The organism is Peribacillus glennii, assembly GCF_003429105.1.
Taxonomy (GTDB): Bacteria; Bacillota; Bacilli; order Bacillales; family DSM-1321; genus Peribacillus; species Peribacillus glennii.
The window spans coordinates 1-15558 of record NZ_QVTD01000015.1; the positions used below are offsets into that span (position 1 = coordinate 1).

The 15558-nt window shown below is 45.0% G+C and carries 13 protein-coding genes, 1 pseudogene and 1 other annotated feature; all 14 genes and pseudogenes read left to right on the forward strand.

All coding sequences use genetic code 11. The annotated features are described in order from the left end of the window. Positions 1 to 559: 559 nt before the first annotated feature. The 14 genes and pseudogenes from D0466_RS17950 (at position 560) to rlmB (ending at position 15555) form a co-directional block, all read left to right on the forward strand. Positions 560 to 1021 (forward strand): CtsR family transcriptional regulator, encoded by a 462-nt coding sequence (locus D0466_RS17950; protein WP_117323926.1) that lies wholly within the window; start codon positions 560 to 562, stop codon positions 1019 to 1021. Positions 1022 to 1043: 22 nt separating this feature from the next. After that, positions 1044 to 1595, forward strand: coding sequence for a UvrB/UvrC motif-containing protein (locus tag D0466_RS17955; RefSeq protein WP_117323927.1), 552 nt, complete (start codon positions 1044 to 1046; stop codon positions 1593 to 1595). Continuing rightward, positions 1592 to 2686 (forward strand): protein arginine kinase, encoded by a 1095-nt coding sequence (locus D0466_RS17960; RefSeq protein ID WP_117323928.1) that lies wholly within the window; start codon positions 1592 to 1594, stop codon positions 2684 to 2686. The genes D0466_RS17955 and D0466_RS17960 overlap by 4 nt, the downstream gene beginning before the upstream one ends. Next, positions 2683 to 5121, forward strand: coding sequence for an ATP-dependent protease ATP-binding subunit ClpC (clpC, locus tag D0466_RS17965; protein WP_117323929.1), 2439 nt, complete (start codon positions 2683 to 2685; stop codon positions 5119 to 5121). Before D0466_RS17960 ends, clpC begins: the two co-directional genes overlap by 4 nt. A 255-nt stretch (positions 5122 to 5376) precedes the next feature. Further along, positions 5377 to 6768, forward strand: coding sequence for a DNA repair protein RadA (gene radA / locus D0466_RS17970; protein WP_117323930.1), 1392 nt, complete (start codon positions 5377 to 5379; stop codon positions 6766 to 6768). 2 nt (positions 6769 to 6770) lie between these two features. Further along, complete coding sequence (gene disA, locus D0466_RS17975; protein WP_117323931.1) at positions 6771 to 7844, forward strand: DNA integrity scanning diadenylate cyclase DisA; 1074 nt, start codon at positions 6771 to 6773, stop codon at positions 7842 to 7844. 239 nt (positions 7845 to 8083) lie between these two features. Next, on the forward strand, positions 8084 to 9175 hold the full coding sequence (locus D0466_RS17980) for a PIN/TRAM domain-containing protein (RefSeq protein WP_117323932.1): 1092 nt from the start codon (positions 8084 to 8086) through the stop codon (positions 9173 to 9175). Between the two features lie 16 nt (positions 9176 to 9191). Beyond that, a pseudogene (gene ispD, locus D0466_RS23075) lies at positions 9192 to 9848 on the forward strand (2-C-methyl-D-erythritol 4-phosphate cytidylyltransferase); the annotation flags it as partial. A gap of 45 nt (positions 9849 to 9893) precedes the next feature. Continuing rightward, positions 9894 to 10373, forward strand: a complete 480-nt coding sequence (gene ispF / locus D0466_RS23080; protein WP_233522697.1) for a 2-C-methyl-D-erythritol 2,4-cyclodiphosphate synthase — start codon at positions 9894 to 9896, stop codon at positions 10371 to 10373. 95 nt (positions 10374 to 10468) lie between these two features. Beyond that, positions 10469 to 11926, forward strand: coding sequence for a glutamate--tRNA ligase (gltX, locus tag D0466_RS17990; protein ID WP_117323934.1), 1458 nt, complete (start codon positions 10469 to 10471; stop codon positions 11924 to 11926). A 42-nt stretch (positions 11927 to 11968) separates the two neighbouring features. Further along, positions 11969 to 12223, forward strand: a binding site (T-box leader). A gap of 69 nt (positions 12224 to 12292) precedes the next feature. Then, a complete protein-coding gene (gene cysE / locus D0466_RS17995; protein WP_325048740.1) occupies positions 12293 to 12988 on the forward strand; it encodes a serine O-acetyltransferase in 696 nt (231 codons plus the stop codon). A gap of 1 nt (position 12989) precedes the next feature. Next, on the forward strand, positions 12990 to 14387 hold the full coding sequence (cysS, locus tag D0466_RS18000; protein ID WP_117323936.1) for a cysteine--tRNA ligase: 1398 nt from the start codon (positions 12990 to 12992) through the stop codon (positions 14385 to 14387). A 3-nt stretch (positions 14388 to 14390) separates the two neighbouring features. Next, entirely contained in the window at positions 14391 to 14807 is a 417-nt protein-coding gene (locus D0466_RS18005; protein ID WP_117323937.1) for a Mini-ribonuclease 3, read from the forward strand. A 4-nt stretch (positions 14808 to 14811) separates the two neighbouring features. Then, positions 14812 to 15555 carry a 23S rRNA (guanosine(2251)-2'-O)-methyltransferase RlmB gene (gene rlmB / locus D0466_RS18010; protein ID WP_117323938.1) on the forward strand — a complete coding sequence of 248 codons (744 nt, stop codon included), beginning with the start codon at positions 14812 to 14814 and terminating at the stop codon, positions 15553 to 15555. Positions 15556 to 15558: the final 3 nt, after the last annotated feature.

A 15558-nucleotide genomic window follows, 5' to 3' on the forward strand; every position in this document is an offset into this window, starting at 1 on the left:
TAGTTGGGGGTTCTCCCCCTGTGAGAGTAGGACGTCGCCAAGCAAATAGAAGACCAGCCGGAGAGGCTGGTCTATTCTTTTTTTATCAGAATTGAACATCTAGACAATGCGTCATGAACTCTAGCTTCAATGAATTAACTAATAACAATCTGGGAAGCAGCACAGAGATGGCTAAGAGTTAGCGTCCTGCTGCAATACCTCCATGGCCTATGAGCTGTACGCCTCCCCTTGTGGTAACGTATAACTCAGCGACCCGTGTACAAGTCCTTTGAGATCAGCACTTCACAAAGCAAACACACCAGACCAGCCAATTTAGCTGGTCTTTTCTGCATGGAAGGAAAACATGTTGCGGAAGAAAAATTACTATTAATAATGAAGTTTTAACTAAACGTTAATGAGGTATAAAAAATAATACACATAATCGACCTGTTATAGGGTATGCAATTACATAATTGTTGGCAAAAATAATATTGTAATCAAAAGGCATTACGGTTGAAAATTTTTATATTCACTGTATAATTATAGTCAAATATAGTCAAAGTCAGAAGGGGGGGGCTCCGTGAAAAATATATCAGATATCATTGAGAGTTATTTAAAGCACATATTGGAGATGAGTGAGAAGGACATTTTGGAAATAAAGCGAAGTGAAGTGGCGGATAAATTTCAATGTGTCCCTTCCCAAATCAATTACGTAATAAATACCAGATTTACGATTGAAAGAGGTTACCTTGTTGAAAGTAAACGCGGGGGCGGAGGTTATATCCGGATCATGAAGGTAAAGTCCCACGATTACGCACAATTGATTGATCAACTGCTATCTCTTATCGGATCCCGTGTTTCCCAGGCATCGGCAGAGGGAGTCATCAGCAGGCTGATAGACGAAAACATCATAAATCGCCGTGAAGCAAAAATCATGTTAAGCGTTATGGACCGGTCGGTCATTTTGATCGATTTGCCGGATCGGGATGAATTAAGGGCAAGGATCTTAAAGGCTATGCTTACCACCTTAAAATATAAATAAAAGAGCGTCTAGAGGTGATGATATGATTTGCGAGGAATGTAACGAGCGTCCAGCGACCATGCATTTCACAAAGATAATCAATGGAAAAAAAACTGAAGTTCATATGTGCGAGCGATGTGCCCAGGAAAAAGGTGAAATGTTCATGTTAAATGGCGGTCCTGGATTTTCAATAAATAATTTGTTGGCAGGATTATTTAATATTGATCCAGGCTTTCAGCAGGCAAAAGCAAATGCACTTCCAAAAACGGAGGTCCTGCGCTGTATAAGATGCAATCTTACCTTTTCTCAATTTGTCCATATTGGCAAGTTTGGATGTGCGGAATGTTATGAAACCTTCAAAGACCATCTGGACCCTATATTAAAAAGGGTTCATAGCGGTAACACTTCTCACCACGGAAAAATCCCGAAAAGGATAGGCGGAAGTATTCATATCAAGAAACAAATCAAGGACTTAAAACAGCAGCTCAAACAGTTTATTGAGCATGAAGAATTTGAAAAAGCTGCGGAAATCCGTGATCAGGTTCGTTCATTGGAGAAAGGCGCGGACAATGTTGAAGGAGGGGGGCAGCAATGAGTCTGGAGCATTTTTTACAAAAAGCCATCAGTTCCTGGATGAATGAAGAAGGCCCCGATTCTGATATCGTTCTCAGCTCCCGTATACGTTTGGCCAGAAATTTTAAAGATTTTTCTTTTTCTACTTTATTTTCACAAGAAGAAGCCATGCAGATTATAAATGTAATAAAAGACTGTCTAAATGATACAGATATTCCGGAAGTGGGAAGGCTTGAGTTTTTGCAAATGGAAAGCCTGCAGCCTTTGGATAAACTGGTGTTAGTTGAAAAGCACCTGATCAGTCCTAATTTAGCTGAAGATTCACCATATGGTGCCTGCCTTCTTTCTGCGAATGAGGAAGTCAGCATTATGGTAAATGAAGAGGATCATTTGCGGATTCAGTGCCTGTATTCAGGGTTGCAATTAAATGAAGCATTGCAAAGAGCCAATGCCCTCGATGATTTTATCGAAGGACAAATCGATTACGCTTTTGATGAGGAACGAGGTTATCTGACAAGCTGCCCTACTAATGTTGGCACAGGACTAAGGGCATCAGTAATGATGCACTTGCCGGGGCTGGTGCTCACCAACCAGATTAATCATCTCATACCGGCAATAAACCAATTAGGCCTTGTAGTAAGAGGGATCTACGGGGAAGGCAGTGAAGCGATCGGCAATATATTTCAGATTTCCAATCAAATCACTCTGGGTAAATCAGAAACCGATATCGTCGAGGACTTAACGAGTGTTGTACAGCAAATCATAGCCCAGGAAAGATCCGCCCGGGAAGCATTAGTGCATACCTCTGACATACAATTAGAAGACAGGGTTTATCGTTCGTTCGGTATTCTGCAGCATGCCAGGGTCATCGAAACGAAGGAAGCGGCGAGATGTCTTTCCGATGTTAGATTAGGGATAGATCTTGGGTATATAAAAAATATTTCCAAAGGCATCTTGAATGAATTGATGATATTGACCCAACCTGGATTTTTACAAAAGTATGCTGGCGGACCGCTTCGGCCTCATGAAAGGGATATAAGGCGGGCTGCTTTCATTAGAGAACGATTCGATTTAGAGAAAAAAGATAATTCTGAAGGAGGAAATTCCCTATGATGTTTGGCCGATTTACCGAAAGAGCACAGAAAGTGTTGGCATTAGCCCAGGAAGAAGCGATTCGTTTAGGACATAACAATATTGGGACTGAACATATTTTGCTTGGTCTTGTGCGAGAAGGGGAAGGGATTGCCGCAAAAGCATTGTATGCCCTCGGTTTAGGGGCGGATAAAATCCAAAAAGAAGTTGAAAACCTGATTGGCCGCGGCCAGGAAAACGCCCAAACAATCCACTATACGCCACGTGCCAAAAAAGTGATTGAGTTATCCATGGATGAAGCACGAAAACTTGGCCATTCTTATGTCGGCACTGAGCATGTCCTTCTTGGATTGATCAGGGAGGGGGAAGGTGTTGCTGCAAGGGTCCTAAATAACCTTGGGGTCAGCCTAAACAAGGCGCGCCAACAGGTGCTGCAGCTTTTGGGCAGCAATGAATCAGGAGGGCATCAGGGAGCCTCTTCTGCAACTGCGAGTACTCCGACATTAGATAGCCTTGCCCGCGATTTAACAGCGATTGCCCGAGAAGGCAGCCTTGACCCGGTCATTGGCAGGAGCAAAGAAATTCAAAGGGTCATCGAAGTATTAAGCCGTCGTACAAAAAATAACCCGGTGCTGATCGGTGAGCCAGGTGTTGGTAAAACCGCGATTGCTGAAGGCCTTGCCCAGCAAATCATCAATAATGAGGTTCCTGAGATTTTACGTGACAAGCGCGTAATGACGTTGGATATGGGAACGGTTGTTGCTGGTACAAAATACCGCGGTGAATTTGAGGACCGATTAAAGAAAGTGATGGATGAAATCCGACAGGCGGGCAATATCATCCTCTTTATTGATGAACTTCATACATTGATCGGTGCCGGTGGGGCAGAGGGAGCGATTGATGCTTCCAATATCCTGAAGCCATCTCTTGCCCGGGGAGAGCTTCAATGTATCGGTGCTACAACACTTGATGAATACAGGAAATATATCGAAAAGGATGCTGCACTGGAGCGCCGCTTCCAGCCAATCCAGGTTAATGAGCCGACCATCGATGAATCCATTCAGATCCTTCAGGGGCTGCGTGACCGATATGAGGCGCACCACAGAGTCTCCATTTCCGATGAGGCAATCGAGGCAGCGGTTAAGTTATCTGACCGCTATATTTCTGACCGTTTCTTGCCGGATAAGGCCATCGACTTGATTGATGAGGCGGGTTCCAAGGTGAGATTGCGCTCCTATACAACACCGCCAAACCTTAAAGAGCTGGAACAAAAGCTTGATGAAGTAAGAAAAGAAAAAGATGCTTCTGTCCAGAGTCAGGAATTCGAGAAAGCGGCTTCTCTTCGGGACACAGAACAGCGACTGAGAGAGCAGCTGGAAGAGACGAAAAAAACTTGGAAGGAAAAACAAGGGCAGGAAAACAGTGCAGTCACTGTCGATGACATCGCCCATGTGGTATCGAGCTGGACCGGCATACCTGTCACAAGGCTTGCCCAAACAGAAACTGATAAACTTTTGAACATGGAGCAAATCCTTCATTCACGTGTGATTGGCCAAGAAGAAGCTGTGAAGGCAGTGGCGAAAGCAGTCCGCCGTGCAAGGGCCGGCTTGAAAGATCCTAAACGCCCGATTGGATCGTTCATTTTTCTTGGGCCTACAGGTGTGGGTAAGACTGAGCTCGCGCGTGCGCTCGCAGAATCTATCTTTGGTGACGAAGATGCCATGATCCGTATCGATATGTCCGAATATATGGAGAAACATTCGACTTCACGCCTGGTTGGCTCACCTCCAGGATATGTAGGATACGAAGAGGGCGGGCAATTGACAGAAAAGGTCCGCAGAAAACCTTACTCTGTCGTCCTGCTTGATGAAATTGAAAAAGCGCATCCGGATGTATTCAATATCTTGCTTCAAGTCCTGGAAGATGGAAGGCTGACGGATTCCAAAGGGCGTGCCGTGGATTTCCGCAATACGATTTTGATTATGACTTCAAACGTAGGTGCAGAAGCCCTGAAGCGCAATAAATATGTCGGGTTTAACATCCAGGATGAAGGCCAGGACTACAAGGATATGAAAGGAAAGGTAATGGAAGAGCTAAAACGCGCTTTCCGGCCAGAATTTTTAAACCGTATCGATGAAACCATCGTCTTCCATTCGCTGGAGAAAACACATTTAAAAGAAATCGTAACCTTAATGGCAGACCAGCTTACTGTCCGTTTAAAAGAGCAGGATATCCTGGTCGAGCTCACGGATTCGGCTAAAGAGAAAATTGCTGAAGAGGGATTTGACCCCGAATATGGAGCCCGCCCAATCAGGAGAGCAATCCAGAAGCATGTAGAGGATTTTCTGTCTGAAGAGCTTCTAAAAGGCAATGTCCACAAAGGCCAGAGAGTGTTGATCGACGTAGTAAATGGAGAATTTACCCTGAAACAAGAAGCAACTACGGTCGAGCATTAAAATATTCAGTCCGAAAAATGGAGGTACACGAAAAATCCGTGTACCTCTTTTTTATGGTACCATTGACAGGCGAAGCATTATTTGTGAAAAGATATGCCCAGCTCAGTACCGATGTGGACATGTCGAACGGATTAAAAAATAATCTATTTGATTTGTACATCTTTTTTAGAAGGATTAAACCGGACATATATTTAATATCTTAGTAGTGGCGTTTTTTATTGAACCAGGATTTTTCAAAAAAGAAAGGAAGCAAATATGGCTGTAAAGAAAAAGACCAAATTCATATGTCAGTCGTGCGGGTATGAGTCTGCTAAATGGATGGGCAAATGTCCTGGCTGCGGCGATTGGAACAAGATGGTCGAAGAGGTGGAAATCACAGGACCTGCAAGAAGGAGAGCCTTTGCCCATTCTGAAATGGCGACAGGTACAATGGAACGCCAAAAGGCCGCCCCGATCACTTCCATACAGACATCAAAGGAACCTCGGATTTCGACTGATTTAGCGGAATTAAATCGCGCTCTTGGAGGCGGTATCGTTCAGGGATCGCTTGTTTTGATAGGCGGGGATCCGGGAATAGGCAAGTCTACACTCCTTTTGCAGGTTTCATCACAATTGGCACGGAAGCAGAAAAAAGTATTATATGTGTCCGGTGAGGAATCGGTGAAGCAGACAAAATTAAGGGCAGACCGCCTTGGTGCGGCAAGTGATAATCTCTTCGTCTATGCGGAAACTGACATGGATTACATCGAACAGGCTATTCGTGAGGTAAACCCGGATTTAGTAATCGTTGATTCGATCCAGACGGTTTACCAGTCGGAGATAACCTCGGCACCTGGAAGTGTATCGCAGGTTCGGGAATGCACAGCATCCTTGATGAGGATCGCAAAAACGAATGGCATCGCCATCTTTATTGTCGGGCATGTGACGAAGGAAGGTTCAATAGCAGGGCCGCGTCTTCTGGAACACATGGTTGATACCGTATTATATTTTGAAGGTGAAAGGCACCACACATACCGGATTGTCCGCGCAGTAAAAAACCGTTTTGGATCCACGAATGAAATGGGTATTTTTGAAATGAAAGAAAATGGTCTTGAAGAGGTAGAAAATCCTTCGGAAATTTTTTTGGAAGAGCGTTCCCAGGGTGCTTCCGGGTCGACAGTGGTGGCTTCAATGGAAGGTACCAGGCCCGTACTCGTTGAAATCCAAGCATTAATTTCACCGACAAGCTTTGGAACTCCAAGAAGAATGGCTACCGGGATTGACCATAACCGCGTATCTCTGTTGATGGCTGTCCTGGAAAAAAGAGTAGGGCTTCTTTTGCAAAATCAGGATGCCTATTTAAAGGTAGCCGGGGGTGTAAAGCTTGATGAACCCGCCATTGACCTTGCAATAGCGGTCAGCATCGCTTCAAGCTTTCGCGACCATCCTACTAAACAATCGGACTGTATTATAGGTGAGGTGGGCCTGACAGGGGAAGTAAGACGGGTATCACGGATTGAGCAGCGCGTCCAGGAAGCGGCAAAGCTCGGGTTTGAACGAATTATTCTGCCATCCAATAATATTGGCGGCTGGAATGCACCGAAAGGGATTGAGATTGTTGGTGTGTCCACGGTTACGGAGGCTCTTCATTATGCTTTAGGAGGGTAAGAATGACGGAAAAAAAACTCAATGAAAAGACGAAGCATGAAATATTGCAAATGGTGGCACCGGGATCACCTCTACGGGAGGGAATCGATAATGTATTGCGTGCCAATACCGGCGGCCTGATCGTGGTAGGCTATAATGAAAAGGTAAGCGCAATTGTAGATGGTGGATTTCAACTGAATTGTTCTTGTACGCCGAGTAACCTTTATGAGCTCGCCAAAATGGACGGGGCCATCATTCTGAGTGATAAAGCGGATAAGATCTTGCTTGCCAATGCACAGCTGGTTCCGGATTCGGCCATTCCTTCTACCGAGACAGGCATGCGTCACCGGACCGCTGAAAGGGTGGCAAGGGAAACTAAAAGTTTAGTGATCGCCATTTCACAACGGCGTACGGTAATTACGCTTTACCAGGGGAATTTCCGCTATGCCTTAAAGGATATTGGAGTCATTCTGGCAAAGGCCAACCTCGCGATACAAACACTTGAAAAGTATAAAGCAGTCCTCCAGCAAAGCATATCAGACCTCAGTGTTTTGGAATTTGAAGAAATCGTCACGTACGCTGATCTTCTAAGGGTATTCCACCGTTATGTGATGGTACTTAGGATAAAGGCGGAACTTCTGTCGTATTTAAGCGAACTTGGAACGGAAGGGAGGCTGATCCGCCTTCAGATGAATGAGCTTTTAGCTGATTTAGAAGAAGAAGGGGAGCTTCTTATCAAAGATTACTCCTTTGACAGGTCCGCCAGACCTGTACACATCGTTCGACGGCTGCAGGAACTCGCCCAACAGGAAATTCTGGAAGATGGGGTGCTCTTAAAGGTGCTTGGCTACATTGGCTATATCCATCTTGACGAAAGTATAAAGCCCCGGGGGTACCGTATTCTCAACAAGATTCCGCGGCTGCCGGGACTTATTGTCGAAAACCTCGTAAACCGATTTGGCAATTTCACAAATGTGACGAACGCTACTGTGGACGAACTGGATGAAGTTGAAGGGATTGGGGAGGTCAGGGCGAAAAAAATCAGGGAGGGACTTCGGATCTTAAAGTCCCAGCTCATCACGGAAAGAAGATTCTGAATATCCTAAAATGGCTCCATATCGGCCCTGGTTTCAACCGGTCTTCAAAATGAAGAATGGGGTTGATAATTTTTGACACCCCCGGCACTTCGGTGCTAGGCTAAGAATGAAGCCGCATTTTTTCTATGAATTTTACTAGGTTAACACTTTATTTATCGTCCTAATTATTTTGAAAAACCTTCTTTAATATGGTTTCAATTTTTTCATTTTGTCAATAATGAGTAAAAGGAGGTGGAGGAATGTTAAAACGCATAATACAAGCATGCTTCTTAATAATAGGCGGGACTCTAGGGATCTTCCTTATTCCTGAATTATTAAATGTATTACATGTAGATCATATCGCTTTCGTAAACAATCCTTATATTACTGCAATTTTAGGCGCTATTATATTCTATCTTATTACTTTTTGGGCAGTAGATTATATGGTGGATTTCATGAAATGGTTTGAGGAATCTCTCGTCAAGGCCCCCATTACTGATATAATCTTCGGAAGCCTCGGCTTGATCGTCGGTCTTTTCGTAGCCTTTTTAATAGGATATGCCTTGAATGCCATCCAGGTGCCTATTCTGAATACAGTTGCACCGATACTGTTGACATTGCTGTTCGGTTACCTGGGTTTTCAGGTAGGATTCAAGAAACGCGATGAGCTGACAAACCTGTTTGCCAAAAACAGCAAAAAGAAAGCAGACGATTCTGAATTTGGAATATCGGAGCCAGCCGGCAGCCAGTTTAAAATTCTTGACACGAGCGTAATCATCGACGGGCGGATAGCAGATATTTGCCAGACAGGATTCCTCGAAGGAACCATCGTCATTCCCCAGTTTGTATTGGCGGAACTCCAGCATATAGCTGATTCATCAGACGCATTGAAACGGAATCGCGGACGACGCGGATTGGATATCCTTAACCGGATCCAAAAGGAATTATCCGTGAATGTGGAAATGTACGAGGGTGATTTTGAAGAGATCCAGGAAGTGGATTCGAAGCTTGTAAAGCTAGCGAAGGTAACGAATGGGATAGTGGTAACAAATGATTTTAATTTGAATAAAGTATGTGAATTCCAGAGTGTTCCAGTCCTCAACATCAATGACTTGGCGAATGCGGTGAAGCCTGTGGTATTGCCGGGCGAGGAAATGAATGTTCAAGTCATTAAAGATGGGAAGGAACAGAACCAGGGTGTTGCTTATTTGGATGATGGAACGATGATAGTTGTCGAAGGCGGGCGAGACCATATCGGAAAGCGACTTGACGTAATCGTGACGAGCGTGCTGCAAACATCGGCGGGCCGGATGATTTTTGCCAAGCCGAAACTATTGGAAAAAGCATTATAGTAGGGAGAAACATGTTATGTTTTACGAAGTAGTCATACCTGCAGCGGGACAAGGCAAGAGAATGAAGGCTGGAAAAAACAAGCTGTTCATTGAACTTGCCGGAAAACCGATTATTGTCCATACATTGCGTGTGTTTGAAAATGATCCGGCTTGCAAGGGAATCATTCTCTCTATTAACATGGCTGAGGAAGAAATTTTTCGATCATTTATCCATAAATATCAATTGAACAAGATCAAGAAGCTTGTTCCGGGTGGAAATGAACGGCAGCAGAGTGTCTTCAACGGCATTAAACATGCAGATGGAAATTCAATTGTTTTAGTACATGATGGTGCCAGGCCGTTTATTGACAGTGATATAATCAGAAAGTTGGCGGCAGCTGCTTCCTTCCATGGCGGTGCAATCGTGGCTGTTCCGGTAAAGGATACGATTAAGAAAGCGAAAGATAATGCGGTGACGCAAACCGTGGAACGATCAAGCTTGTGGGCCGTGCAAACACCACAAGCTTTTCGTGTGTCCACCCTGATAAAAGCGCATGATACCGCTGAGAAAGAGCACTTTTTAGGAACGGATGATGCGAGCCTTGTTGAGAGAATGGGCGAAAGTGTAAGGATTATTGAGGGGAATTACGATAACATTAAAATTACTACGCCGGAAGATTTGTATTTTGCGGAAGCAATTTTACATAAAAAAAAGGATAGTGCAGAGAGGAAGAACCATATGTTTCGAATCGGACAGGGATTTGACGTTCACCAGCTAGTCGAAGGGCGCCCGCTCATCATCGGCGGGGTCACGATACCATACGAAAAGGGATTGCTTGGGCATTCAGACGCGGACGTCCTGCTGCACACTGTGGCAGATGCCTGTCTCGGTGCCATTGCAGCCGGAGATATCGGCAAACATTTTCCGGATACCGACCCGGAATTCAAGGATGCTGATTCGGCAAAGCTTTTGCAGCATGTTTGGCAGCTTGTAAAAAAAGAAGGCTATGTTTTAGGGAATGCCGATTGTACAATCATTGCGCAAAGCCCAAAAATGGCCCCGTATATCGGGCAAATGAGAGAGCGAATCGCTGAGCTCCTGGATGCTTCGGCAGATCAAATCAATGTAAAGGCTACGACTACTGAAAAGCTTGGTTTTACAGGAAGAAATGAAGGAATTGCATCTCAGGCGACCGTTTTGTTAATTAAAGCGAATTAGCCCGTTTTAACAGACGAGTAGCTTTATTCCGTTATACTTAGATGGTAGAATGGAACGATAATAGACACAGAGATACAGCTTAGGAGGATTAAATGATGACCAGCGAGATTCGTGTTCGTTATGCACCGAGCCCGACCGGGCATTTACATATTGGAAATGCGCGGACAGCATTATTCAATTATCTGTTTGCCCGCAATAAAGGCGGAAAATTTATTATCCGCATAGAAGATACAGATCAAAAGCGCAATATTGAAGGCGGGGAAGAAAGCCAGCTTAAATATTTAAAGTGGCTTGGAATGGATTGGGATGAGAGCGTGGACAAAGGCGGGGAATACGGACCTTACCGCCAATCAGAACGCAATGATATATACAGGGAATTATATGGGGAGCTGCTTGAAAAAGGGCTTGCCTATAAATGTTATTGTACGGAAGAAGAGCTGGAGGCAGAGCGCGAGGCCCAGATGGCCAAGAATGAAACGCCAAAGTATTCAGGCAAATGCCGCTATTTGACAGAGGAGGAACGCGCAAAACTTGAGGAAGAGGGAAGGAAGCCGAGCATCAGGTTTGTTGTCCCTGAAGGAAAGGTGTACCGGTTCCATGATATGGTCAAGGATGAGGTCTCGTTCGAATCAGAGGGCATTGGGGATTGGGTTATCGTAAAGAAAGATGGTATTCCGACATATAATTTTGCCGTAGCGGTTGATGATCATTTGATGAAAATTTCCCATGTGCTTCGAGGTGATGACCATATTTCCAATACGCCGAAGCAATTGATGATTTACGAGGCATTTGGCTGGGAGCCGCCGGTGTTCGGGCATATGACTCTGATCGTCAATGAAAACCGGAAGAAGTTAAGCAAGCGGGACGAGTCAATTATCCAATTCATTGAGCAATATGAAGAGCTCGGTTATGTGCCGGAAGCGCTGTTTAATTTTATCGCTTTGTTGGGATGGTCCCCGGTAGGAGAAGAGGAGCTTTTCACAAAAGAGGAGTTTATCCGTCAATTTGATGCTGACAGATTATCAAAATCTCCGGCGCTTTTCGATCAGCAGAAGCTTGCCTGGATGAATAACCAATATGTGAAACAGCTCGAGCTTGCACGTGCTGTAGAAATATCGCTTCCTCATCTTATCAAAGCCGATAGGGTATCTGAGAACATGAGTCCCAAGGAAAAGGAATGGGTTGAGAACCTCATTGCCCTTTATCAGGAACAAATGACCTATGGAGCGGAAATCGTGGAACTTTCAAGCTTGTTCTTTAAGGATGAGATTGAATATGAAGATGAAGCGAAAGAAATGCTTTCCGAGGAACAGGTGCCACAAGTCATGGCCGCATTCCTCGAGGAAGTGAACAAGCTTGAAGAATTTACTGCCGACGAAGTCAAGGCAGCTATCAAAGCAGTCCAAAAGAGCACAGGGCAGAAGGGCAAGAAGTTGTTTATGCCAATCCGCGCTGCTGCCACCGGCCAAACTCACGGACCTGACCTTCCGAAAGCGATCGCTTTATTAGGCAAAGAAAAAATAAAAAATCGCCTGCAAAGCATTTTGCATTAACATTTGACAGGAAGTATAATATATTAATAATTAATTTAAAACCTGAATGCGTAGATGGGGAGAAGTAAAGAAATGATGCTTTGCAGAGAGAACCATAACTCGGTGAAAATGGTTTAAGCCTCTCATTGCTTGAAATGCACCCCAGAGCCCTCCGCTGAACCTTAAAAGTCAGTAGGCGAAGGCGGAGTTCCCCCGTTATAGGGAAACGAGTTGGGAATGAGTGTTTTGATCGGCTTACGGGCTTCGGAGGACACATTCCAAACAGAGTGGAACCGCGCACAAGAAAGCGTCTCTGTCTTTATGCAGAGACGCTTTTTTTTATGGTTTTAACAGGGGCATAAGACAACGCAGTTTAGCATCCGGTGCCTGACATCTGCCACCAATAGAGATCACGACAAGGAGAGGGAGGAAACACAAGTGTTTAAAGTCTTAAAAGAAGATATTGAAGTCATTTTCGACCAGGATCCTGCTGCGCGCAGCTATATTGAAGTCATCCTTACTTATTCCGGACTCCATGCGATTTGGAGCCATCGGCTGGCCCATGGATTATTCAAAAGGAAGCTTTATTTTCTCGCAAGGGCTATTTCGCAAATCAGCCGTTTTTTTACAGGCATTGAAATCCATCCTGGTGCCAGGATTGGCAGGCGTTTCTTTATAGATCATGGAATGGGTGTTGTGATAGGGGAAACCTGTGAGATTGGCGATAACGTTTCCGTGTTTCAGGGCGTTACTCTCGGCGGTACGGGTAAAGAAAAAGGGAAAAGGCATCCTACCATCAAGGATAATGTGTTGATTGCAACAGGTGCTAAGGTTCTTGGCTCGATCACAATTGGCGAAAATTCCAAGATTGGCGCAGGTTCTGTTGTCCTAAAGGAAGTACCGCCAAATTCAACGGTTGTAGGCATACCAGGCAAGGTGGTCATAAGGGACGGCGTGAGGATAAAAGACTTGGATCACACTGATTTGCCCGATCCAACGGCTGACCGTTTTAAAGAGATGGAAAGGGAAATAGCCGCTTTAAAATCAAAGTTGGAAGAATTAAAAAAAGAAAGGATCAAATAAAATGGCGATTAAAATTTATAATACATTGACAAGGAAAAAGGAAGAATTTAAGCCTTTGGAAGAAGGCAAGGTTAAAATGTATGTGTGCGGCCCGACGGTTTATAATTATATCCACATAGGGAACGCGCGGCCGGCCATCGTATTTGATACAGTACGCAGATATTTTGAATACCGGGGTTATGATATAAAGTATGTATCCAATTTTACGGATGTGGATGACAAGCTGATCCGCGCTGCCAAAGAACTTGGCGAGGATGTACCAACGATTTCCGATCGTTTTATCAATGCCTACTTTGAAGATGTAACAGAGCTTGGCTGCAAAAGGGCAGACGCCCATCCACGGGTGATGGAAAACATGGATATCATCATTGAATTTATTGAAGCCCTTATCGAAAAAGGATATGCCTATGAAGCCGAAGGTGATGTCTACTATCGTACACGCGAATTTGATACGTACGGTAAGCTATCCCAACAATCCATCGATGAATTAAGGGTCGGCGCCAGAATCGAGGTGGGCGAAAAGAAGCAGGATGCGCTGGATTTTGCATTATGGAAAGCGGCCAAAGAGGGCGAAATTTCATGGGATAGCCCATGGGGAAGCGGACGCCCGGGCTGGCATATCGAATGCTCGGCAATGGTGAGGAAATACCTTGGGGAAACGATTGACATCCATGCGGGCGGACAGGATCTTGCTTTTCCGCATCATGAAAATGAAATTGCGCAATCAGAGGCCTTGACAGGCAAACCTTTTGCAAACTACTGGATGCATAATGGGTATATTAATATCGATAATGAAAAGATGTCCAAATCACTTGGGAATTTTGTCCTTGTACATGATATCATCCAAAAGCATGACCCTGAAGTGTTGCGCTTTTTCATGCTGTCGGTTCACTATCGCCACCCGATTAACTATAGCGAAGAGCTGCTGTCCAATATGCAAGCGTCACTCGACCGCTTGCGGACATCTTACCAAAACCTGGAGCATCGGCTGGGCTCAAGCGATTGTCTAACGGATGACAATCAGGAATGGCTTGGGAAAATAAGCAGCCTTCACGATCAATTTATTGCAGAAATGGATGATGATTTTAACACGGCGAATGCCATCTCCGTTTTATTTGAGCTTTCCAGGCAGGCTAATTATTACCTTATGGAAAAGAACACACACAAAGAGGTCATCCAGGCTTTCTTGGATCAGTTCCAGGATTTGTTCCAGATGCTTGGCCTCACGGTAGAAGAGGAAGCCCTGCTGGACGAAGAGATTGAAAAATTGATCCAGGAGCGGAACCAGGCCCGTAAAGACCGGAATTTCCAGCGTTCTGATGAAATTCGGGACCGTCTTAAGGACATGAATATCATCCTTGAGGATACCCCGCAGGGCACCAGATGGAAAAGAGGCTGACCCATGCTTCACTATGAACACAAAGTTGATGAAAAGATCTTGAATAGCCTTGCGCTTGCATACATGGGTGATGCCGTATATGAAACGTATATCCGGCATCACCTCATCCAGAAAGGGGCGGTCAAGCCCCACCTGCTGCATAAGGAAGCGACGCGTTTTGTTTCCGCAAAAGCGCAGAGCAAGGCTGTCCATTTTCTGCTCGGGACAGGTAAATTGACTGACGAGGAGCTTGCAGTTGTTCGCCGTGGCAGGAATGCAAAGTCGGGAACCGTCCCCAAAAATACAGATGTACAAACATACCGATATGGCACAGCATTTGAGGCGTTGATGGGATACCTTTATTTGGCCGGGAAAAAACAGCGGCTCGAAGAAATCGTCATTGAATCAATCCAATTTATCGAAGGAGAAGAAGGGAGATGAACCTATGAGCGAAGAATACATCATTGGAAGAAATACGGTATTGGAGGCCCTGCGCTCTGAACGGGATATCAACAAGATCTGGATTGCAGAAGGTTCGCAAAAAGGGCAAATGCAGCAGATCATCGGCATTGCAAAGGAAAGACAGGTAATGGTGCAGATTGTCCCGAAGAAGAAAGTCGACCAAATGTCCGATGGCAATCACCAAGGGGTTATCGCCCAGGTAGCGGCTTATTCCTACGCGGAATTGGACGACTTGTTTGCCCGGGCCGAGGAAAGAAACGAAGCGCCCTTCTTCCTTCTATTGGATGAAATCGAGGATCCCCATAATCTGGGTTCTATCATGAGAACCGCGGATGCTGCAGGTGTCCACGGCATCATTATTCCAAAACGCAGGGCGGTTGGCTTAACGGCTACTGTGGCTAAATTATCGACCGGTGCAATTGAATACATCCCGGTTGCGCGGGTTACGAACATGGCCAGGGCCATTGATGAGATCAAAGAACGGGGTGTTTGGATCGTCGGAACGGATGCAAAAGGAAAGGATGATTATCGCAGCATGGATGGCGGCATGCCGATCGGACTTGTGATAGGCAGTGAAGGAAAAGGTATGGGCAGGCTTATAAAAGAAAAATGTGATTTTTTGACTCGCCTTCCTATGACAGGGCATGTCACTTCACTGAACGCGTCAGTTGCAGCGGGATTATTGATGTACGAGGTTTACCGCAAAAGGCATCCATTAGGAGAATAGCCC